This window comes from Pseudomonas sp. PA-1-6B (genome assembly GCF_021609545.1).
GTDB classification, from domain to species: Bacteria; Pseudomonadota; Gammaproteobacteria; order Pseudomonadales; family Pseudomonadaceae; genus Aquipseudomonas; species Aquipseudomonas fluorescens_BV.
The window spans coordinates 1-18,829 of the sequence record NZ_WJZM01000037.1; the positions used below are offsets into that span (position 1 = coordinate 1).

Genomic DNA, 18,829 nt, shown 5'->3' on the forward strand with positions numbered 1-18,829 from the left:
AACGGGGCGCCTAAGATCAAAAGCAGATCAAGATCAAAAGCGACTCGCTTCGCATCGTGGTTACCGTCGACCGTTACAGCGTTGTGTAGATACTTATGGCTATCGCAGGCAAGCCAGCTCCCACATTTGGAATGTGTGTGTGCTTAGAAGAACCGCGTCACGCTGATCTTCGCATCACGCCCCTTGGTGTACGCCCGGTCGCCGCTCAAGGCCGGGCGGAAGTTTTTGTTGAATAGGTTGTCCACCGTGAAGTTCACCTCGGTGCCTTTGAGGTATGCCTGCTGCGGTGCCCATTTGGCGAACAGGCCCTGGGTGTTGTAGCGCTTGTTGCCGTACTGGTCGTAGAACACGTCGCCGATGCTGGAGCCCGGGCCGCCAGAGTATTTGTCGCTGGGCAGGCGGTCGGTGGCGCCGATGAATTGGCCCATCCAGCCCACCTGTGCATCCCAGGCCGGGATGTGGGTACCCAGTACCAGCACCCATTTGGTCGGCGGAATATCCCGCGCGGCTACGTCCGGGCCCCAGGGATTGGTGTAGGCGCCTTGGTGCTGGCCCTTGGCATAGGCGAACGACACCGAGCCAAACAGGTAGGTGGAGTTGTAGATCGATTCGAGCTCAACGCCCTTGATGGTCAGGCTGCCGATATTGCGGTAGTTGGACATCGGCCCAGGCGGGCAAGCTGAAGCGATGCTGCCGCCATTGACAGCCTGGTTCTGGCAGCCCACGCCGGTGGCCTTGAAGATCTCGTCTTCGACTTTGTTGTGGAACAGGGTAGTGCGCAGTTGCAGGTTATCGTCCTGGGCGATCAGGTTATCGAAGCTGGTGATGTTGCCCAGGGTGATCGAGGTGATGCGCTCCGGGTCCAGGTCGACGCTGGTGGCGGTGCGACTGCCCACGCCCTGCACTTCGTATTGTTCGTCGATCACCGGCGCGCGCCAGGTCTGGCTCCAGTTGGCGAACAGCCCCACATTCGGCGTCACGGTCCAGAATAGCGCCAGGCGTGGCGACCAGCCGGTGTAGGTGTGGTCGCTGTAGTCGTGACCCACTGCCGGGTTGTTGTAGTAGGGCGCATCGTTGCCTTCGCCGCGGTTGCGCACATGGTCATAGCGCAGCGACGGCGTGATCGTCACGTCGCCCAACGTCACCGCGTCCTGGATAAAGAAGCTGTTGGTATCGACTTTGCCGTGGGGCATGAAGCCCGGCTGGAAGTGCCCGTAGTTGTAGCGCGGCGTGTTGTAGGTGGCGCCGGGCATCCACATCTCGGTTTCGCGGGTGTGCTTGCGGATTTGCCCGCCGACCGTCACGGCATGCTGCAAGGGGCCGGTTTCAAACAGGCTGACGTTACGGATATCCAGGAGCTTGTCGGTGTAGGCGGTGTCCATCTTGCGCCCGCCGGTGGCCAACTGGAAAAACGCCGTGGCGTCACGCTCATCGGTCTGTTCGGTGTTGGACTGGGAATACTTGATGGTCAAGTCCACCAGCGGGTTGTCCAGCGGCTGGTATTCATACTTGCCCGACCAGGTGGTGTCGACCGTGTCACGATGGGCGAGGAAGCGCTTCAAGGCGCCTTCGTAGCCGTAGCGGTCGATGTTGAACTGGGTCGGCGGCGTGGGGTAGCTGGCGGCGGAAAACGGGGTCCAGCGGTTGCTGTGGGAGCGCGAGTACGACAGCCCGACACTGTGCTCATCGGTAAAGTGCGCGTTGACCTTGAACAGCTTGCCGCCCACATCCTGGGCGCTGTTGGGCAGGCGCTGGGGGTTGATCGGGTACTCATTGTTGTCGTTGGGCAATTTGGCGGCCACCTTCATATCGCCGCCGTCGCGTTGGGTCAGGTAGGCCAGCGCATCGAAACGGCCGTCGTCGGTACGGCCATAGACGGCACTGCTGTAGACCTGTTCATGGTCGTTGCTGGAGTAGCCATATTTGAGCATCGCACCGCTGTTGCGGCCGTCCTTGAGCAGGTCCGGGGCGTCCTTGGTGACCATGTTGACCGTGCCGCCGAAGCCCCCATTACCGGTGAACGGCGAGTTGGGGCCTTTTTCCACTTCGATGCGCTTGATCAGCTCGGGCTCGATAAACACCGTGCCTTGCTGGTAACGCTCAAAGCCTGTCTTGGTGGCACCGTCAACGGTCAGCGGCACGTCTTCGGCATCGCCGAAACCACGGATGTTGATGGTCTGGCCGCCGGGCTTCAGCGAGCCGCCCTGGCTGACACCGGGCAAGGTCTGCAACAGGCTGGGAATGTTATTGGACTGGTAACGGTCGATGTCGGCCTGGGTCAGGGTGGAGCGGTTGACGGTGCTGGCGTTTACCTCATTGCCGGTGCCGATCACGCTCAGGGTGTCCAACTGGATCGCGCCACCGGTGGTGGTTTTGCCCTCGTCTGGGCGCACCACATAGGTACTGCCGACCTTGATCAGGTGGAGCTCACCTTTTATGAGTAGGGAGCGGATGGCTACTTCCGGGGTGTAGTCACCGTCAAGCGCCGGGGCCTGCACGTTCTTGAGCAGGGTTTCATCGAACAGCAGCTGGATTTTCGCTTGCTGGGCCACCTGGCTCAGGGACGTGGCCAGCGACTGGGCCGGCAGGTGCAGCTTGAACGACTCGGCTTCGGCGCTGAGGCTCAAGGCCAGGCACGTAGCCATGAGTGTCGGTCGAAGAAACAGGTGCGAAGCGTGGCAAGGCGCGCGAAACATGAAATCCCCCGGAGCGGCTAAATAGCCAAAAAGGTGTGCGTATCAAACACAGACAGGAGGAAGACGGGGCAGGCAAAAAAAACCACACATGCGAATGCAAAATATTCTCATGTGTGGTGTTTGCCGTTTATTTGCTCGGCTCGATTCTCATGATGCCATCCGCCGAGAGCACGGTTTTTACTGGCAACAGCACGGGCAAGGCGTTGAGCAGGGCGTCCGGGTCGCTCACATCAAGGTTGCCCGATAGCTTGAGTTGCGCCACGGCCTTGCTGACCTGCAACGGCGCCTGTGGGCGGTAGAGGCTCAGTTCGTCGATCAGGCTGGCCAGCTCTCGATTGCGAAACGACAAATGCCCGCTGCGCCAATCGGCGACCTCTTCGGCGCTGAGGCTTTGCGGCTGCACGGTGCCTTTGGCGTAGTTGTATGAGGCCCGTTGCTGGGCGCCGAGCAGGGTGACGGGGCTATTGCCATTTGGCGCGAAAGCGACCTGGCCATGGGCAACGCTGACCACCAATTGCTGCTGCCCACGGCGCACATCGAAAGCCGTGCCCACCACCCGTACGCTCGACTCGCCGGCTTGCACGTAGAGAGGGCGTTCCTTGTCGGCGGCCACTTCGATGTACAGCTGGCCTTTGTCCAGGTGCAGCACCCGTTGATGGGCGCTGAAGTCCACGCGGATATGGGTGTTGGCATTCACATACAAGGTACTGCCATCTGGCAGATTCAGCGTGCGCATGCCCTTGGCATGGGTGGCAACCTGGTTGTGATACAGCTCGCGCGGTGCGCCGATAGAGGTCGCCAGCACGGCGCAGAGCAGGGCGGCGGCCATCGCCAGGGCAGGGCGCCAAAGGCTGGGCTTGCGCTTGGGCAGTGCCAACGGTTTGTTCAGTTGTTGCAACTGGGCGAGATCGGCCCACAGCTGTTCGAATTCGGCATAGGCGCGCGCATGCGCGGGCACCGCCTGCCAGTCGGCAAAGGCTTTACGGTCGGCGCGGCTTGCTTCGTTGCGGTTGCGTGCAAACCAACTGGCGGCTTGGGCGTCGATGCAATCGCTCGCTTGGCTGTCCAGCGCGTCTGTGTCGCTCGGGCGGTTCATTCTGGCTGCTCCGTGCCGGGGGCGGGTTGAAGGCGGCGCTTGCAGTGCAGCAGGGCAAAGGCGATGTGCTTTTCCACCATGCTGGTGGAGATGCCCATGCGCGTTGCTATCTGCGCCTGGCTCAAGCCTTCGAAGCGGTGCAGCATAAGGGCTTCTCGTCGGCGCGGCGAGAGTTCGGCAAGGACTTCTTTCAACTGTTCCAGGCGTTGCAGGCGAAGGGCGGCGGCCATGGGGTCGTTGTGCTCGTCGGTGACCGGCTCGGCATCCATTTCGGCGTGATCAGGGTGGACGGTTTGCCGTACCTTCTGTTTGCGCCAGTGATCGCGCAGCAGGTTGCGCGCCATCTGGAACAGAAACGCCCGTGGCTGCTCGACCTTGGCACGGTCGCGGTAGCCCAGCCATTGGGTAAACACATCCTGGGCCATGTCCGCCGCGTCGCTGGCGTTGTCCGTGCGTTTACGCAGGAAATACAGAATGTCTGCATAAAACCCGCGACAGGCATCGGCCGCCGACGGATCGGGCTGGGGACGAGACATGGATACCCTTCTTGACGAAGTACGACGTGGAAAAGTCGCGAATGATATCGAGAACTATTGTCATTTGTCTCCAGCTAAATGGATCTCCCGTGTTTGGCTGGAAAAAATTGGGGCATGGCCTTTAATCCTACAAGTTTGGGAGCGATATCCCACTCAAAGGAGAAAGTCATGGCTGGATGGTATGAGTTGAGTAAAAGCAGTAACGGGCAGTTTCGTTTCGTGCTTAAGGCGGCGAACGCAGAAACCATATTGACCAGCGAGCTGTACACCACCCGTGGTGCTGCTGAAACCGGCATTGCTTCAGTGCAGGCCAACAGCCCACATGATGAACGTTATGAGAAAAAAGTGGCCAGCAACGGCCAACCGTTCTTCAACCTCAAGGCGGCCAATCATCAAGTGATCGGCAGCAGCGAGCAGTACACCTCTACAGCCGCACGAGACAATGGCATTGCCAGCGTCAAGACCAATGGTCCCAGTGTCACTATCAAGGACAAGACCTGACAGTCGTGCAAGAAGACCTGCGCCCCGGCTCGCCAGAGCCGGGGCGTTTTTTACACCGATGACAGCAACGCTTTGAGCTGTCCGATCCCTGCCTCACCCAACGGGAACACCGGCAAGCGCGGATTACCCACCTCCAACCCGGTCAAGCGCAACCCGGCCTTGATCGTCGCCGGCAGCCCGCCTTTGAGGATGAATTGCAGCAAGGGCAACTGTCGGTAGAACAGCTCCCGCGCCTTGTTCAAATCATCGGCCAGTACGGCCTGATACAAGCTCAGGTTCAGTTGCGGGATCAGGTTCGGCGCCGCGGTGCACCAGCCTTTGGCACCTGCCGCGAAGGCTTCCAGCGCCAGCGGGTTGCAACCGTTGTAGAACGGCACGTCACTCTGCAGTTTCAACTGGTGCATGCGCTGGATGTCGCCAGTGCTCTCCTTGACCATGGTCACGTTCTCGACCTGCTTGAGGATACGCAGGATCAGCTCCACCGACATGTCGGTGCCGCTGGTGGCCGGGTTGTTGTAAAGCATGATCGGCACGCCGATGCTGTCGCCGATCGCGGCGTAGTGAGCGAGAATTTCCGCTTCACTGAGTTTCCAGTACGAGGCCGGCAACACCATGACCACATCGGCACCGTGCTCTTCGGCGTAGCGGGCGCGGCGCACGGCCTTGGCGGTGGTCAGGTCGGACACGCTGACAATGGTCGGCACGCGCTTGGCGACTTTCTTGATGCTGTAGGCACTGACTTCATCCCACTCGGCATCGCTCAGGTAAGCGCCTTCGCCCGTGCTGCCCAAAGGCGCAATGGCGTGGACGCCGCTGTTGATCAAGCGGTCGATGGAGTGCCCGAGGGCGTCGAGGTCAACGCGCTGGCCGTCGGCGCTGAAGGGGGTGATGGTGTAGCCGATGATGCCGTGAATGGTTGGGTTGGACATGGGGAAAACTCCGGTCGAAAAGGGGGGCAATCAGTTCAGGCAATCGGCGTGCTTGCGCAGGTTTTGCCGAGCGTAGTAGTTGAACGCGGCGCCGTGGCGTTTGGGCTTGGAGATCCAGTCATGGGCCTCGCGCCCCAGCTCCGGCAGGATCGGTTTGACGGTACCTGCAGACATCGCCAGCAACTGCAACTTGGCAGCCCGTTCGATCAACTGCGCAATCACGCAGGCTTCTTCGATGCTGGCCCCGGTGGATAACTGCCCGTGGTGCGAGAGCAGGATGGCGCGCTTGTCGCCCAGGGCCGTGGTGATGATTTCCCCTTCTTCGTTGCCCACCGGCACGCCGGGCCAGGCCTCTAGGAACGCGCAGTCTTCGTACAGCGGGCAAAGGTCCATGTGCGACACCTGCAACGGCACTTCCAGCATCGACAGCGCGGCAATGTGCGTGGGGTGTGTGTGGATGATGCAGTTTACATCCGGGCGGCCGCGGTACACCCAGGTGTGAAAACGGTTGGCGGGGTTGGGAATGCCATGGCCTTCCAGTACTTCGAGGTCTTCGTTGACCAGCAACAGATTGCTGGCGGTAATTTCATCAAAACCCAGGCCCAGTTGCTGGGTGTAGTAGGTGCCGGGCGTCGGCCCACGGGCGGTGATCTGCCCGGCCAGGCCGGAGTCGTGGCCGTACTCGAACAGGATTCGGCAGGTCAGCGCCAGCTTTTGCCGGTCGGTCCACGTATTATCTGCCAGGCTGTTTTGCATCTGGCTCAGTGCTTGCTTGACCAGTTGGTCTTTTGGGAGTGCTAATGTCTTGGCCATATCGGTGTCCTTTGGGTGGTTCAATGGACGTCGGATTTGCTGGTCGCCCGCTGCTCGCAAGGTCGTTGGGTGAATGCAAATGACACTAAAGATGCTATATGACACATTGTGTCATTGGCAAGCCTGTCTCATCGCTTTCTGCAGGGATTAACCGCAGCAAATGTCTATCCGCTTGAAAATATTAAGAAAAAAACTTGGCGTGACCCTGGAGGCCTTGGCCGAAAAATCCGGGATGACCAAGAGTTACCTGTCGAAAGTCGAACGCGGGCTTAATACGCCATCCATCGCTGCGGCGTTGAAACTCGCCAAGGCGTTGAACGTGAAGGTCGAAGAACTGTTCAGCGAAGACAACGTCAGCCTCGACAGCTACAGCCTGGTGCGCAGCCATGAGCGGCCCGACACCTCGCCGGGTTATGCGGTGCTGGCCCATCAAGTCAGCGAGCGCAGCCTGTTGCCGTTCATCATTTATCCGCCGGCGGAGTTCACCGACAAGACCTTCAAGGAGCACCTGGGGGAGGAGTTTTTATTCGTGCATGAAGGCCAGGTGGAAGTGGATTTCATGAACGAGCGCGTGCTGCTGGAGCGCGGCGATGCGCTGCATTTCAACGCGCAGAAACCCCACCGGATTCGCTCGGTGGGAGAGGTGCAGGCGCAGTTGCTGGTGGTGGTGCACAGCGCTGAGGAATGAGGCAGATCCCGACTTGAAATGCAGTCAATGTGGGAGCTGGCTTGCCTGCGATAGCGGTGTATCAGTGCCAGATGGGCCAACAGACAGGCCGCTATCGCAGGCAAGCCAGCTCCCACATTTTGCTCAGCGTTCCACAGGGACGGACAATGCCGGATTACCCAGTGGGTGCGTACGCGCTGTAAAGAACCTCAGTTCCACGGCAGAGCCCTCGAACAACTCCAGATACCGCCGCTTCTGCTGACGAATAAACCCATCACTGCGCCCCGACACCGAGATCGCCAGGGTGCTGATGCTGGCCTGGCCGATAGCATCTACAAGGTGTTTATCCTGCGGCCCCAAGTCATGGCCGAAGATGCACAGCGCGCCTTCATGGCTCAACAGCTGTTCATAACAGAACGACAGATAATCCGAACTGCGGATACTTTTGAGTTTCTCCTGCACCTTGCCTTCACTGACAAACAGCGGCACATCGTCGAGGGTCTTGATCGTGTTGTTGATGGCAAAACTGCTGAGCAGGGTGCTGTCGGTGGACGGCAATTTACGCGCCGTGCCGTCAAGGTTGCGCACCAGGTGCAGGCCGCCGTGCAGGTACAGGATGCGGGTGATGTCGGTGCGCGTATTGCGCAGGTCGAAGCTTGAGTCGGCGCTGCGAAACAGGTCGTCGATACCCGGTGCGTGCAGGGTCGCCCAGTAGTTGAGCAAATCGTAGTTACTGGTGAAGACGGTGGCGTAGGTGGCCAGCTCCGCGTTGATCGTCGCCAGCGTCGACGGTTGCACCAGGCGCCAGGGAATGTGCACGGCATGGATGGTGTTGATCAGTGCTTCCTTGATCGCGTAGTAACGGTTACGCGGCGCCGCCGAGCTGACCGCCAGGGCCTTGTTGACCCGGCTGGTGGTTTTCAAGGCGCCCAGGGCTTGCTCGAAACTGCGGGTTTGCAAGGCGTCGAACACGCTGAGCTCGGATGGGCTCAGGGGTTTTTCTTCGACGGTACGGGCGTTTTCGAACAGCGAGTCGTAGGCAAAGTCTTCCCAGATCGTACGGCTGGCGCCGTTACCGATCAGTATCCCGCTGAAGTCGACGGCAGCGCGCAGGGCACTCCAGTCTTCAAGGTGGGCGTCAATATCCTGGAAATCCTTCATTGCGGCGGGTCTACTCGAAATCGGCTGGGGGGTGACTTTATCACGAGCCGGCATTGATCCTGATCAAGATGCGCCACGCGGTACAGGTTGATTCTGTCGGTATAAAGCCTTTGAGGATTGATCATGAGCAGCACGTTCTTCATCCCAGCCGTCAACATCATGGGCATCGATTGCCTCGACGAAGCGATGACCGCCATCCGCAACTACGGCTTTGACAAGGCGTTGATCGTCACCGACGTCGGCCTGGCCAAAGCCGGTGTGGCCGGCATGATCGCCGAGAAGCTGGCAATGCAGGATATCGACTCGGTGATCTACGACGGCGCCAAGCCCAACCCCAGCGTGGAAAACGTCGAAAAAGGCCTGGCGTTACTGCAACAGAGTGCCTGCGATTTCGTCGTGTCCCTGGGCGGCGGTTCGCCCCATGACTGCGCCAAGGGCATTGCCCTGTGCGCCACCAACGGTGGGCGTATCGGCGACTATGAAGGCGTGGACCGATCGAGCAAGCCGCAACTGCCGCTGGTAGCCATCAATACCACCGCTGGCACGGCCAGCGAGATGACGCGTTTTTGCATCATCACCGACGAAAGCCGCCACGTAAAAATGGCCATCGTCGACCGCAATGTCACGCCGTTGCTGTCGGTCAACGACCCGGCCCTGATGGTCGGCATGCCCAAGGGCCTCACCGCCGCCACGGGCATGGATGCGCTGACCCACGCCATCGAAGCCTACGTGTCCACCGCGGCAACACCGATCACCGACGCCTGCGCGATCAAGGCCATCGAATTGATCAGCGCCAACCTGCGCCTGGCGGTCCGCGACGGCACTGACAAGGCCGCACGGGAAAACATGGCCTACGCGCAATTCCTCGCCGGCATGGCCTTCAATAATGCGTCCCTGGGGTTCGTGCATGCCATGGCCCACCAATTGGGCGGCTTGTACGACCTGCCCCACGGCGTGTGCAACGCGGTGCTATTGCCCCATGTACAAAGCTTCAATGCCAGCGTCTGTGCCAAACGCCTGAGCGACGTGGGCCGGGCCCTTGGCGCAGATATCAAGGGCATCACCGCCGAGGAGGGCGCCCAGGCTGCCATCGCGGCGATTCGTCGGTTGTCCCAGGACGTGGAAATCCCTGCGGGCTTGCGTGAGCTTGGCGCTAAGTTGCAGGACATTCCATTGCTGGCCAGCAATGCGCTGAAGGATGCCTGCGGGCTGACCAACCCACGGCGGGCGGACCAGCGTCAGATTGAGGAGATCTTTCGTAGCGCTTTTTGATCCGAGCTGCAGCGGGCAAGGCATACGCATGTGCCGCCCGCCAACGCCACACACAGCACCGCCAGCGGCCACGCCTGCTGGCTCACCAGTAGGCTTGCCGCACCGCCGATCATGGCTGCCATCCATTGATGCACAAAACCGCTGAGGGCCATGGCGTAGGAGCCGCTGGTGGGAGCCTCATCATTGGCGAGAGACAAACTGATAGGGTAACTGATCGACTGCCCCAGCACCGCCAGGCAATAGGGCAACCACAGCAGCACTGCGAGCCCACTGGCAAGCACGCTGCCAAGCAACATGGTCGCCGTACCGAGCAGTATCAATGCAACGCCTGCACGCATCATCCTCAAACGACCTGTGCGTGTAACGAAGCGATTGACTATCAACGCACCTGCCAGGTAAGCCCCACTGATCGGCCAACCCAGCCAGCCGTATTCCATTGCGCTCCACTGAAAACTTCCCTGAAAAATCAACGGTGCGCAGGTATTGAATGCAATGATCACCCCATAGCCCAAACCGCCGGCCATTGCGGCGTGCAGAAAGGGGGGATGTCGCGCAATCGCGTTGTAGACACGCCAAGCGCGGACCGAGGAGCCAGCCTTTGCTTGCGTCGCAAATACCACCCCCTGCAACACCCCTATCAATGCGACAGCCCCGATTGCCAACGTATAGAAAATCGCCTTCCAGCCGAACACCATTTGCAATAACGAACCCACGAATTGGCCGATACCCAGGGCGACCACGAAGGTCATTCCCAGCCACGACAGCCCCTTGGCCAACAGTGCACCGCTGAAGTTGTCGCGCATCAATACCCGCGCCATGACGGACATCCCGCCAGCCCCAAAGCCCTGAAGCAGGCGTAAGGCTAGAAATGACTCAATGTTGAACGCTGATGGAATCGTCGCACTCGCCAGGGCATACACCGCTAGGGCAGTAAGTAACACCGGTTTTCTGCCAAATCGCTCAGCCAGGCTACCCCACAGCAGCATTGGCAATGCCATGCCCACCAGGTACACCGCTAGAGCCAGAGCGACATGCTTTTCGACGGCTAAAGCTTGCGCGATTGCTGGGACTGCGGGCAGATAGCTGCTTATACCGGCTTGAGCGAGAAAGGCCGCGCTACAGGCGAGGGGGAGAGCGATATGGCTTTTCAATACAAGTCGTCCTATATCCTAAGTAAGGAAGAAACTGCTAGCTCGGTATCGTTTACACAGTTTTCAATCCGTTTCAGTAATCGTGGCCATTAATGAAAGGCCCCATTAGGTAGCTTCTGACTGGGAGTTCAAGCTGAGGCTGGTCTTTGAGAGTGTGATTAGTTGGGTTAGCTGAGAGCAAAATGATTTTATCGTTGTAGGACTCATATCTGCTCGAAGCGTTATGCGTACGGCTGCTTTTCCTTTTGGCACTACCGGGAAAAATACAGCAGATGTAAAAAAAACCAGCGTCCGAAAGTCGGATGGCGAGCTCATTCGCTTTTTCAGCTTCTCCACAGTTAATTAAGCGTATGGCCGTCTGTGTGCCGTGCTGCTCTGTATGTATTAGCTGGTCAAATAGTTTGATGTTGAATTGAAGCTTTTCTTGAAGCTCGTATAGCTCTTCAGACTGGTGTATTTTTAGCGAGGCCAGCCCAGCTCCAATAGCTGCTGAGTTCAGACTTTGCGACCAGTTGCTTGGGCCACCGTAGCGGTACATCAAACTTTTTTGTCGTTCGCTGCCAAACATGATCAACCCGCCGCTAGCACCGAAAGACTTTCCTAAGGACGCGACTATTAAGGTCTGATCGTCTTGCGTGTGCATAAATGGCCGGATGTAACCACGTCCTCCTTCTCCGAATGCCGACAGCGCATGCGAGTCGTCCATATAGAGAAATAGCCCGTAACGAGCTTTTAAGTAAAGTAAGCCGTCAACGTCCGCGACGCCGCCCATGCTGTATATGCCGTCAGCTATATACGCGACGCATTTGCGGGTTTTGCATAAATCTTCAATGAAAGAGAGATCGTTGTGGGGGGCGGTCACTACTTCAGTCTCATCAGCGCAGGACGCTTTGATGTGATTCATCGAGTAATGCGAGTGCTTGTCGAATACCATCGTAGGCGGGCAATTACTAGTAAAGGCTCCGCTCGCGAGCAGAGGGAGCAGTCCAGAGCTAGCAGCACTGCAAGACAATGTGCTTAAACATAGGGAGTTAAAGTGGTCCGATAGTTCTAGCTCGTATCGTTCGAGTATTTCCAGTTTGCAACGGTTCTTTGAATTTGCGATTCGCAGGGTTTTGGCCTCCCTTATTCCCTGCATCGCACCTTCTATTATGGCTGGATGGTGATCGAGTCCAAGATATGAGGTCGTGCAGAAGTGATGGAGGTCACGCCCATATTGATCTGTCAGGTAATTATTGTTTTTGACGGTGACATTGAGTTCGCATATTCTCCCGCTCTTTGCCGAGTGCCAGTCCGGTTCGGCCAGTGCTATGAGTTTTTTGTAATTTGAGAATTTGTGTGTGTGTATTGAATTTTCCATTTCTCTAGCGTCCTTTGGGGGGGCTGGAAACACTATCGGGAAAATTTTGATTCGATAAGTCAGACGATTCCCATGCACGATAGTCCGGATGGAGTATTTCGCGTAGGCACATTCCTACTTTTTAGGGTGGCGCAGTAATGTCATTCGAATAGATGCCTACAATGTCCTGGTGTGTCAATGGACCTGAAGGGGGATATCATGCGATTTAATGGGGCTGTGCGTCAGTGAAGTGAGTAAGGTGCCGACGTGCAGAGTGGATGTGCCGGTAGCCTTCAAGAGGCTCGTCTATCGACTCGCCAAGTCAGTGGGATGAAGGAATATTTGATGAGAGTTCTGTTATTCGGCGCCACCGGCATGGTGGGCCAGGGTGTGCTGCGCGAGTGCCTGCTGGCGGCCGATGTGCAGGAAGTGGTGGCCGTCGGTCGCACGCCCTTGACCCAGGAACACGGCAAGCTGCATCAGGTATTGCACAACGACATGCTGGATTTCCACCCCCTGGAAAACCTGTTGCAGGGTTTTGATGCATGTTTCTTCTGCCTGGGTGTTTCGTCGGCGGGCATGAAGGAGGCGCGCTATACCCACCTCACCTATGACCTGACCCTCGTGGCGGCCAGCACCCTGGCGCGGCTCAATCCGCAGATGACCTTTATCTATGTGTCCGGCGCCGGCACGGACAGTTCCGAAGCCGGCAAGTCGATGTGGGCGCGGGTCAAGGGCAAGACCGAAAATGCCTTGCTGCGCTTGCCGTTCAAGGCGGTGTATCTGTTCCGCCCCGGGATCATCCAGCCGTTGCACGGTGTGCGTTCGAAGACGCCGTTGTATCAATCTTTCTATAGCATGCTTGGGCCGGTGCTTTCGTTTGTGCGGCGACTAAAACCGGATTGGGTGGTGAGCACCGAGACCGTCGGCCGTGCGATGTTGCAGGCGGTCAGCCAAGGCGCGCCGCAGCCCGTGGTGGAGCAGGCCCAGATCAATCGCCTGGCGGCTGAGCGCCGCTGAACTGAATCAGCGCAACGCCGCTGATCAGCAGTAACGCGCCTAACGCCCGGGAGGTTGTCAACTGACGTTCCACCAGGCCGAACAGGCCGAAATGGTCCAGCAGCAATGACGCGAGAACCTGCCCGGCCATGGCCAGCGCAATGAAGCCCGATGCGCCGAGCTTGGGCAGCAGCATCAACGCCAATGAAATAAAACACACGCCAAAGGCACCACCGGCCCACATCCACAACGGTGCCTTGCTGATAAAGGCCAGGCTCGGCAGGGGTAAACGCAGCGCCACAATCACCGGCAGCAGCACGATGATGCTCACCAGCAACGATGCCAGGGTGGCCCACAACGGATGGCCGAGCCCGCGCCCGAGGTTGGCGTTGATCGCACTCTGAAACGGCACCACCGCGCCGGCGAACACCGCCAGCGCTAACAAACCTACCCAATGCAACACAGTCATCTGGACGCTCCCAAAGTTTTTGCTGGACTCTAGGGTATTCGTCGCGCAAATTTAAATTCCAAAGTCTTATGCTGGGCATGCAGCTGATGAATGATCTGCGCCGCATCGACCTGAACCTGCTGGTGATCCTCGACGCTTTGCTCAGCGAGCAACACGTCACCCGCGCCGCCGAGCGCCTGCACCTGAGCCAGCCGGCGGTCAGCCATGCGTTGGCGCGGCTGCGCGATATGCTGGGCGACCCGCTGCTGATGCGTCAGGGCGGCACACTGGTGCCAACCGCCCGCGCCCTGGAATTGGCGGGGCCACTGACCGAAGCTCTGGCCCAGGTGCAGGCCTTACTGGCGCCGAATCGTTTTGATCCCGCCTCGGCCAAGCGCCGCTTTCGCGTGGCGATGTCGGACTACAGCGCGGCGATATTCCTGCCCGGCCTGGTTCGCCTCCTACGCCATGAAGCGTCCGGTATCGACTTGCAGATCATCCAGGCCAGCCGCGAAGGCATGGTTGAGGGTGTGCTCAATGGCGATCTCGATCTGGCTGCGGGCGTATTCCCCGACATGCCCGCCGAACTGCGGACTACGCCGCTGTTCGAAGAGCATTACACCTGCCTGGTCGACCCCACCAGCCTTGCGCCCAACGGAGTGCTGGACCTGCCGACATACCTGTCACGCCCCCATGTGCTGCTGGAGATGCGCGGCAGCGGCACGCCAGAAATAGAACGGGCGCTGACGGCCATTCGTGAACGCCGCCATGTAGCTATAAGCCTGCCGCACTGGGGTGTGGCGCCGCAGTTGATCCAGGGTACGGACCTGATTCTGACGGTGTCGTCCCGGGGTTTGATGAATATTGACGCTCGGCAATTGCTGGCCGTGCCACCGCCGTTTCATATTCCGTCGTTTGCCTTTGAGCTGGCCTGGCATACGCGGCGGGGTGGGGATGTGGGGTTACAGTGGTTGATTGGCAGGGTGGTGGGTGTATTGTCCGCAGACCCACGACAACGCGAGAACACCTAGATGCTCAGCGGTTTCAACCACCTGACCCTGGCCGTCACCGATGTGCCGCGCAGCGTCAGTTTCTATCAAGACCTGCTGCGCCTGCAGCTCGACGCAACCTGGGACAACGGTGCCTACCTCTCACTGCCTGGGCTTTGGCTGTGCCTGTCGCTGGACCCGTTGCGCTCGACTGCTCCGGCGGTGGATTACACCCACTATGCCCTTACTGTCGATGCTGCTGATTTCACTCCTTTGGTCGAATGCCTGCGCGCCGCCGGCATACAGGAGTGGCGAGACAACCGCAGCGAAGGCGCATCGTTTTATTTTCTCGATCCCGACGGCCATAAGCTGGAGCTCCATGTCGGCGATCTGGCCTCGCGGCTGCAAGCCTGTCGCGCCCGGCCCTATGCTGGAATGAAGTTTTACCCACCGCGCTGAAACATGCAGAATCGTTCACCTTCAAGCGTCTGTCGGAGCGTCTACCATGACCCCATCCTTGCTGTTCGCCGTACTGGCTTCGGGTTTTATCTACGGCATTACCCCTGGCCCCGGTGTCCTGGCCGTATTCGGCATCGGTGCGGCCCGTGGCCGGCGTGCCGGGGCAGGATTCTTGTGCGGTCATTTGCTCGGCGATGTGGTGTGGTGCAGCACGGCGCTGATTGCCATCGTCGGTGCGCGGGAAGTCGGCAGCAGTGCGTTTGACGTACTCGGTGTACTCAGTGGAATGTATTTGTTCTGGCTCGGCTGGCGTGCGATCCGTACCCAACGCCGCAACAGCGACGCTCCTCAGGGCGCGGCGCGCCATCCGTTCTGGCACGGTATTCTGTTTGGCTTGACCAACCCCAAGGCCTACCCGGTTGCCGTGGCGACGTTCACCGCGTTGCTGTCCAGCCGGGCCGAGTTGTTGACTTGGTCGATGCTGCCGACCTTGATTCTGCTGAGCTTTATCGGTGGTTTGCTGGCCTACGCGATCCTGATCGGCGTGGTGGGTGCCCAACGGGTGCGCACGCTGTATCAACGCCATGAAATCCTGATCACCAAGCTCTGCGGCGTGATGTTTATCGGCTTCGCCCTCAATGCCCTGGCGCACGCATTGCCGGGCCTGTTCGGCAGCAAAGCGGCCTGAGGCGACGACGACCGTTCGTCGCACAGGTAAGTTTTTTCTAAACCTTTACCGCCGTGAAAATTCGAATTCAGGGCGGGTTGTATGCTCCCGCACCTATTTTTGCCCTGGAGGAACCCATCATGAGCCGCATGGCTATCCGGTTACGCACCGCCAGTTTCGCGATGCTGCTGGGCCTCGGCGCCAGCAATGCTTTCGCCCAGTCGCCTGCAGAATTCATCGAGCAGGCTTCGGCCAAAGGCATGGCCGATATCGAAACCAGTCGCATGGCCCACGCCAAGACCTCGTCCCAGGAAATCAAGGACTACACCATTGAGGTCATCAACGAGCGCACTCTGGCCAACCAGCACTTGGCGGCGATCGCCAAGAAGCTTGATTTGCCAGTGGCCCCACGGGAGAAGATCGTTGATAAGGCCGAGACCCTGATGCCTGAACTCAAGGACGGCGATTCCTTTGACGCGGCCTATACCGCGCAGCAGGTCAAGGAGAACGAAGACGCCATTGCCCTGTTCCAAAAAGAAGGTGCGGCGTCGGATGTGCCAGAGATAAAGGCACTGGTGGATGAGACGCTGCCCAAGCTCGAAGAGCGCTTGCAAAAAGCCCGGGCCCTGGCGTCGACCTACGGTAAGGGCCATCAAGGCGACGGTTGAGGCCGCTGCCCGATCTGAAAAACGGCGGTGGGAGGGGACTCCCACCGCCGTTTTTATGCAGGGTTTTAGACGGGTATGGGTCAATGCCGTCTATAACGCCAGTTCCGTCTGACCTGTGCCTTCAAGTGCGAGCAAATACTGCTTGGCTGCCAGCCCGCCTGCGAATCCGGTCAGTCCGCCGGAGGCACCGATCACCCGGTGACATGGCGCAATGATTGAAATGGGGTTGCGCCCATTCGCGGCGCCGACGGCGCGCACGGCTTTGGGGTTGCCGATCTGCTGTGCGATCTGGCTATAGCTGCGGGTTTCGCCGAAGGGAATGGTCAGCAGTGCTTGCCAGACTTGCTTCTGGAAGTCAGTGCCGGTGAAGTCCAGTTCCAGTTCGAAGTGGTTACGCTTTCCGGCGAAGTATTCCTGCAATTGACGCTCGGTTTCCAAGAGCACTGGGCTGTCGTCGGCTTCGATCAATTCACCCAGGCGCACGCGATTGGCACGTTCTACTTCCCAGAGGATGGCGTTGAGTTTGCCATCCCGCGCCACCAGGGTGAGTTCACCGACAGGGGAAGGCATGAGCTTGTACTGGTAGTCCATGAGCAGTTTCCTTGAAGGGCGTTGATGGGGACGACGCCACTGTAGTTCCACCAAGGGGGTTGGGAACTACGTTTCTTGCGGTCAAATTCTTGCCCAACTAGACATTCCAGTAAACCCAGCTGGAATAATGGGGGTACCAGTAGAGCCAGGCGATAATGTAAAGGGCCTTGAGTGCTGACGCTGTACTTAACATGACCATAGAAATGACGTTGAGCAGGGTGACAAACAAAGCGAACACAGCCACGCGTGGGGTTGCGTGACGCCAGGCAAACCTCACGCCATACGCTGACGCGGCAATCACTCCTAACTCCAGCAATAATCCGAGGGGCAAGGGCAGCCGTACAAACGAGACCAGCAGCGGCAAAACCAACACCCAGCCGGCTACTTGGCACAGGATGATTTTGGGTGTGGCTTTTTTGGTGTCCAGCATTTCCATGTTTCCGAACTCTGGGCCGATGAGCCTACATTATCGTGAGGTGTTGCCGGTCTTCCTGTAAGACTTTGCTTAGGCGTACCTATCGCTCCTGTTGTAATACATTTCGCGCGGCGAATGCCAGAAACCCCGAGCAGCTTTTTCCTGTGGATGATTCAACACGTATTCAACGATGCGATTCAACAGATAGCCGAGCAGCAGATGAGTGCTGGAGACTAAATTTTAGGCATAAAAAAACCGGTCACCAAGGACCGGTTTTTTGTGCAGCCTCCGCCAGAAACCCCCTGACGCAAGTGCAAATCTGAGTGGAGCGGGTAGAGGGAATCGAACCCTCAACTAAAGCTTGGGAAGCTTTCGTTTTGCCACTAAACTATACCCGCTCAGATCGGCTGACTTTGTACCAGATGTTCAGCTGGATTTGAAGTTTTTCTTTGAAAAATGTGAGAGTTGCGTGTGGCGACACAGCTTGCTCGCCACAGTGTCGGGCCTGATTTCAAAGCGTCCATGCATGCTGCGCCTGGCCCTGGCTATACCGTAACGGGCTTGCGGGCCGCTGCCCTTTCAAGAAGCCCACCACGGCCTCACGGCTGTCGCGGCACGCGGCTTTATGTTCCATGTCCAGGAAGTGTCCCGTTGCCTGAATGGTGCTGAAGCTGCTCTTGGCCACATGCTGGCCAAACAGCTTGGCGTCGTCTGCACTGGTGTATTCGTCCCATTCGCCGTTCAAGAACAGCACTGGAATATCGATCTGCCTGGCTGCCTTGAGGTAGCACTGCCGGTCGCTGTTGAGTACGTGGCTGATGTGAAAGTGCATCTGCCCGTATTCGTGTGCGGCCAGGTTGCTGACATGGCGGTAGTTGAAGCGTTTGAACAGCGAAGGCAGGTGCTTGCCGATGGTGCTGTTGACCAGATGGCCGACGCGGTCGCGGTCGAGGTTGCTCAGGTAGTCGACGCCACGTTCGAGGTAGTCACGCATGGGCGCATTGATCACCGGCGAGAATGAGCTGATCACGGCTTTTTCTACCCGATGGGGTCGCTGTGCGAGGGCAACCAACGTGGCGGCCCCGCCCCAGGAGAAGGACAATACGTGTTCAGCGGCGAAGTGGTCGAGTAGTTCAAGGAGGATCTGGCCTTCGACTTCCTTGGTAAGCATCTGCTCATGACGGTTATGGATTTTGGAACGGCCAGCGTAGGGCTGGTCGTACAACACCACATTGAATTGCGGGTACAGGCTTTTCACGGTTTGAGCGAAGGACGCTGTGGTCGCCATTGAGCCGTTGACCAGGACGATGGTCTTTGCCGCCGCGTCCGCGCGATAGAACTCCGTGTACACCCGATACTGACCCTGTATATCCAGCACAGCGATTTCTGGCCTCATGTCGTAAGACTCCTGGCAAGCGGGTAGTGCGCGCAG

The 18,829-nt window shown here is 58.6% G+C and carries 19 protein-coding genes, 1 tRNA gene and 2 pseudogenes; 8 read left to right on the top strand and 14 right to left on the bottom strand.

The window, feature by feature from the left end; translation table 11 throughout:
* Positions 1–143: 143 nt before the first annotated feature.
* The 3 genes from GIV35_RS17685 to GIV35_RS17695 all read right to left on the bottom strand — a co-directional run bounded on the left by GIV35_RS17685 (position 144) and on the right by GIV35_RS17695 (position 4,328).
* Entirely contained in the window at positions 144–2,696 is a 2,553-nt protein-coding gene (locus tag GIV35_RS17685; protein ID WP_272911854.1) for a TonB-dependent receptor, read from the bottom strand.
* A 127-nt stretch (positions 2,697–2,823) separates the two neighbouring features.
* A complete protein-coding gene (locus GIV35_RS17690) occupies positions 2,824–3,792 on the bottom strand; it encodes a FecR family protein (protein WP_213153376.1) in 969 nt (322 codons plus the stop codon).
* Entirely contained in the window at positions 3,789–4,328 is a 540-nt protein-coding gene (locus GIV35_RS17695; protein ID WP_034126541.1) for an RNA polymerase sigma factor, read from the bottom strand. Before GIV35_RS17695 ends, GIV35_RS17690 begins: the two co-directional genes overlap by 4 nt.
* A 168-nt stretch (positions 4,329–4,496) precedes the next feature.
* Between GIV35_RS17695 and GIV35_RS17700 the strand changes: the two genes are divergently transcribed.
* Positions 4,497–4,829, top strand: coding sequence for a YegP family protein (locus GIV35_RS17700; RefSeq protein WP_105226088.1), 333 nt, complete (start codon positions 4,497–4,499; stop codon positions 4,827–4,829).
* A 50-nt stretch (positions 4,830–4,879) separates the two neighbouring features.
* Here GIV35_RS17700 and GIV35_RS17705 read toward each other — a convergent pair whose 3' ends face one another.
* Positions 4,880–5,758, bottom strand: a complete 879-nt coding sequence (locus GIV35_RS17705; RefSeq protein ID WP_198715043.1) for a dihydrodipicolinate synthase family protein — start codon at positions 5,756–5,758, stop codon at positions 4,880–4,882.
* A 30-nt stretch (positions 5,759–5,788) separates the two neighbouring features.
* Positions 5,789–6,571, bottom strand: a complete 783-nt coding sequence (locus GIV35_RS17710; protein ID WP_073521601.1) for an aldolase — start codon at positions 6,569–6,571, stop codon at positions 5,789–5,791.
* Positions 6,572–6,731: 160 nt separating this feature from the next.
* Between GIV35_RS17710 and GIV35_RS17715 the strand changes: the two genes are divergently transcribed.
* Positions 6,732–7,259, top strand: coding sequence for a helix-turn-helix domain-containing protein (locus GIV35_RS17715; RefSeq protein WP_032893083.1), 528 nt, complete (start codon positions 6,732–6,734; stop codon positions 7,257–7,259).
* Positions 7,260–7,382: 123 nt separating this feature from the next.
* On the opposite strand, the gene GIV35_RS17720 is transcribed toward GIV35_RS17715, so the two are convergent.
* Positions 7,383–8,399, bottom strand: a complete 1,017-nt coding sequence (locus tag GIV35_RS17720; RefSeq protein ID WP_236265695.1) for a DUF4917 family protein — start codon at positions 8,397–8,399, stop codon at positions 7,383–7,385.
* A gap of 123 nt (positions 8,400–8,522) precedes the next feature.
* Between GIV35_RS17720 and yiaY the strand changes: the two genes are divergently transcribed.
* The gene (yiaY, locus tag GIV35_RS17725; RefSeq protein ID WP_014717338.1) at positions 8,523–9,671 is read left to right on the top strand and encodes an L-threonine dehydrogenase; all 1,149 of its coding nucleotides are present in this window, start codon (positions 8,523–8,525) and stop codon (positions 9,669–9,671) included.
* Here yiaY and GIV35_RS17730 read toward each other — a convergent pair.
* Together GIV35_RS17730 and GIV35_RS17735 are read right to left on the bottom strand one after the other, a co-directional pair.
* A complete protein-coding gene (locus GIV35_RS17730) occupies positions 9,638–10,822 on the bottom strand; it encodes an MFS transporter (RefSeq protein WP_236264602.1) in 1,185 nt (394 codons plus the stop codon). The two genes, yiaY and GIV35_RS17730, sit on opposite strands and share 34 nt — an antisense overlap.
* A gap of 105 nt (positions 10,823–10,927) precedes the next feature.
* Positions 10,928–12,182: pseudogene (locus tag GIV35_RS17735) on the bottom strand (aminotransferase class I/II-fold pyridoxal phosphate-dependent enzyme).
* A 324-nt stretch (positions 12,183–12,506) separates the two neighbouring features.
* Here GIV35_RS17735 and GIV35_RS17740 point away from each other — a divergent pair.
* Positions 12,507–13,181: an NAD(P)H-binding protein gene (locus GIV35_RS17740; protein ID WP_236264601.1), complete on the top strand. Its 675-nt coding sequence runs from the start codon at positions 12,507–12,509 to the stop codon at positions 13,179–13,181.
* On the opposite strand, the gene GIV35_RS17745 is transcribed toward GIV35_RS17740, so the two are convergent.
* Entirely contained in the window at positions 13,153–13,629 is a 477-nt protein-coding gene (locus GIV35_RS17745) for a DMT family transporter (RefSeq protein ID WP_236264600.1), read from the bottom strand. The two genes, GIV35_RS17740 and GIV35_RS17745, sit on opposite strands and share 29 nt — an antisense overlap.
* A gap of 77 nt (positions 13,630–13,706) precedes the next feature.
* On the opposite strand from GIV35_RS17745, the gene GIV35_RS17750 reads away from it, so the two are divergent.
* The 4 genes from GIV35_RS17750 (at position 13,707) to GIV35_RS17765 (ending at position 16,391) form a co-directional block, all read left to right on the top strand.
* Complete coding sequence (locus tag GIV35_RS17750) at positions 13,707–14,639, top strand: LysR family transcriptional regulator (RefSeq protein WP_419789565.1); 933 nt, start codon at positions 13,707–13,709, stop codon at positions 14,637–14,639.
* The gene (gene fos, locus GIV35_RS17755) at positions 14,640–15,056 is read left to right on the top strand and encodes a fosfomycin resistance glutathione transferase (RefSeq protein ID WP_200648716.1); all 417 of its coding nucleotides are present in this window, start codon (positions 14,640–14,642) and stop codon (positions 15,054–15,056) included.
* Between the two features lie 46 nt (positions 15,057–15,102).
* Positions 15,103–15,744 (top strand): LysE family translocator, encoded by a 642-nt coding sequence (locus tag GIV35_RS17760; RefSeq protein WP_105226095.1) that lies wholly within the window; start codon positions 15,103–15,105, stop codon positions 15,742–15,744.
* Positions 15,745–15,863: 119 nt separating this feature from the next.
* Positions 15,864–16,391, top strand: a complete 528-nt coding sequence (locus tag GIV35_RS17765; RefSeq protein WP_003189402.1) for a DUF4142 domain-containing protein — start codon at positions 15,864–15,866, stop codon at positions 16,389–16,391.
* A gap of 90 nt (positions 16,392–16,481) precedes the next feature.
* Here the strand turns inward: GIV35_RS17765 and GIV35_RS17770 are convergent, their stop codons facing one another.
* From GIV35_RS17770 to GIV35_RS17790, 5 genes and pseudogenes are all read right to left on the bottom strand, one after another.
* Complete coding sequence (locus tag GIV35_RS17770; protein ID WP_105226097.1) at positions 16,482–16,982, bottom strand: methylated-DNA--[protein]-cysteine S-methyltransferase; 501 nt, start codon at positions 16,980–16,982, stop codon at positions 16,482–16,484.
* A 97-nt stretch (positions 16,983–17,079) separates the two neighbouring features.
* Complete coding sequence (locus tag GIV35_RS17775; RefSeq protein ID WP_236264603.1) at positions 17,080–17,412, bottom strand: hypothetical protein; 333 nt, start codon at positions 17,410–17,412, stop codon at positions 17,080–17,082.
* A gap of 85 nt (positions 17,413–17,497) precedes the next feature.
* Positions 17,498–17,613: pseudogene (locus GIV35_RS17780) on the bottom strand (type II toxin-antitoxin system HicB family antitoxin); the annotation flags it as partial.
* Between the two features lie 108 nt (positions 17,614–17,721).
* Positions 17,722–17,795 (bottom strand) — tRNA-Gly (locus tag GIV35_RS17785).
* 113 nt (positions 17,796–17,908) lie between these two features.
* Positions 17,909–18,793, bottom strand: coding sequence for an alpha/beta fold hydrolase (locus GIV35_RS17790; RefSeq protein WP_236264598.1), 885 nt, complete (start codon positions 18,791–18,793; stop codon positions 17,909–17,911).
* Between the last annotated feature and the right edge of the window lie 36 nt (positions 18,794–18,829).

Coding starts and splice junctions, on each gene's coding strand:
- GIV35_RS17685 (WP_272911854.1), bottom strand. CDS start 2,696: ATGTTTCGCGCGCCTTGCCACGCTTCGCACCTGTTTCTTCGACCGACA.
- GIV35_RS17690 (WP_213153376.1), bottom strand. CDS start 3,792: ATGAACCGCCCGAGCGACACAGACGCGCTGGACAGCCAAGCGAGCGAT.
- GIV35_RS17695 (WP_034126541.1), bottom strand. CDS start 4,328: ATGTCTCGTCCCCAGCCCGATCCGTCGGCGGCCGATGCCTGTCGCGGG.
- GIV35_RS17700 (WP_105226088.1), top strand. CDS start 4,497: ATGGCTGGATGGTATGAGTTGAGTAAAAGCAGTAACGGGCAGTTTCGT.
- GIV35_RS17705 (WP_198715043.1), bottom strand. CDS start 5,758: ATGTCCAACCCAACCATTCACGGCATCATCGGCTACACCATCACCCCC.
- GIV35_RS17710 (WP_073521601.1), bottom strand. CDS start 6,571: ATGGCCAAGACATTAGCACTCCCAAAAGACCAACTGGTCAAGCAAGCA.
- GIV35_RS17715 (WP_032893083.1), top strand. CDS start 6,732: ATGTCTATCCGCTTGAAAATATTAAGAAAAAAACTTGGCGTGACCCTG.
- GIV35_RS17720 (WP_236265695.1), bottom strand. CDS start 8,399: ATGAAGGATTTCCAGGATATTGACGCCCACCTTGAAGACTGGAGTGCC.
- yiaY (WP_014717338.1), top strand. CDS start 8,523: ATGAGCAGCACGTTCTTCATCCCAGCCGTCAACATCATGGGCATCGAT.
- GIV35_RS17740 (WP_236264601.1), top strand. CDS start 12,507: ATGAGAGTTCTGTTATTCGGCGCCACCGGCATGGTGGGCCAGGGTGTG.
- GIV35_RS17745 (WP_236264600.1), bottom strand. CDS start 13,629: ATGACTGTGTTGCATTGGGTAGGTTTGTTAGCGCTGGCGGTGTTCGCC.
- GIV35_RS17750 (WP_419789565.1), top strand. CDS start 13,707: ATGCAGCTGATGAATGATCTGCGCCGCATCGACCTGAACCTGCTGGTG.
- fos (WP_200648716.1), top strand. CDS start 14,640: ATGCTCAGCGGTTTCAACCACCTGACCCTGGCCGTCACCGATGTGCCG.
- GIV35_RS17760 (WP_105226095.1), top strand. CDS start 15,103: ATGACCCCATCCTTGCTGTTCGCCGTACTGGCTTCGGGTTTTATCTAC.
- GIV35_RS17765 (WP_003189402.1), top strand. CDS start 15,864: ATGAGCCGCATGGCTATCCGGTTACGCACCGCCAGTTTCGCGATGCTG.
- GIV35_RS17770 (WP_105226097.1), bottom strand. CDS start 16,982: ATGGACTACCAGTACAAGCTCATGCCTTCCCCTGTCGGTGAACTCACC.
- GIV35_RS17775 (WP_236264603.1), bottom strand. CDS start 17,412: ATGCTGGACACCAAAAAAGCCACACCCAAAATCATCCTGTGCCAAGTA.
- GIV35_RS17790 (WP_236264598.1), bottom strand. CDS start 18,793: ATGAGGCCAGAAATCGCTGTGCTGGATATACAGGGTCAGTATCGGGTG.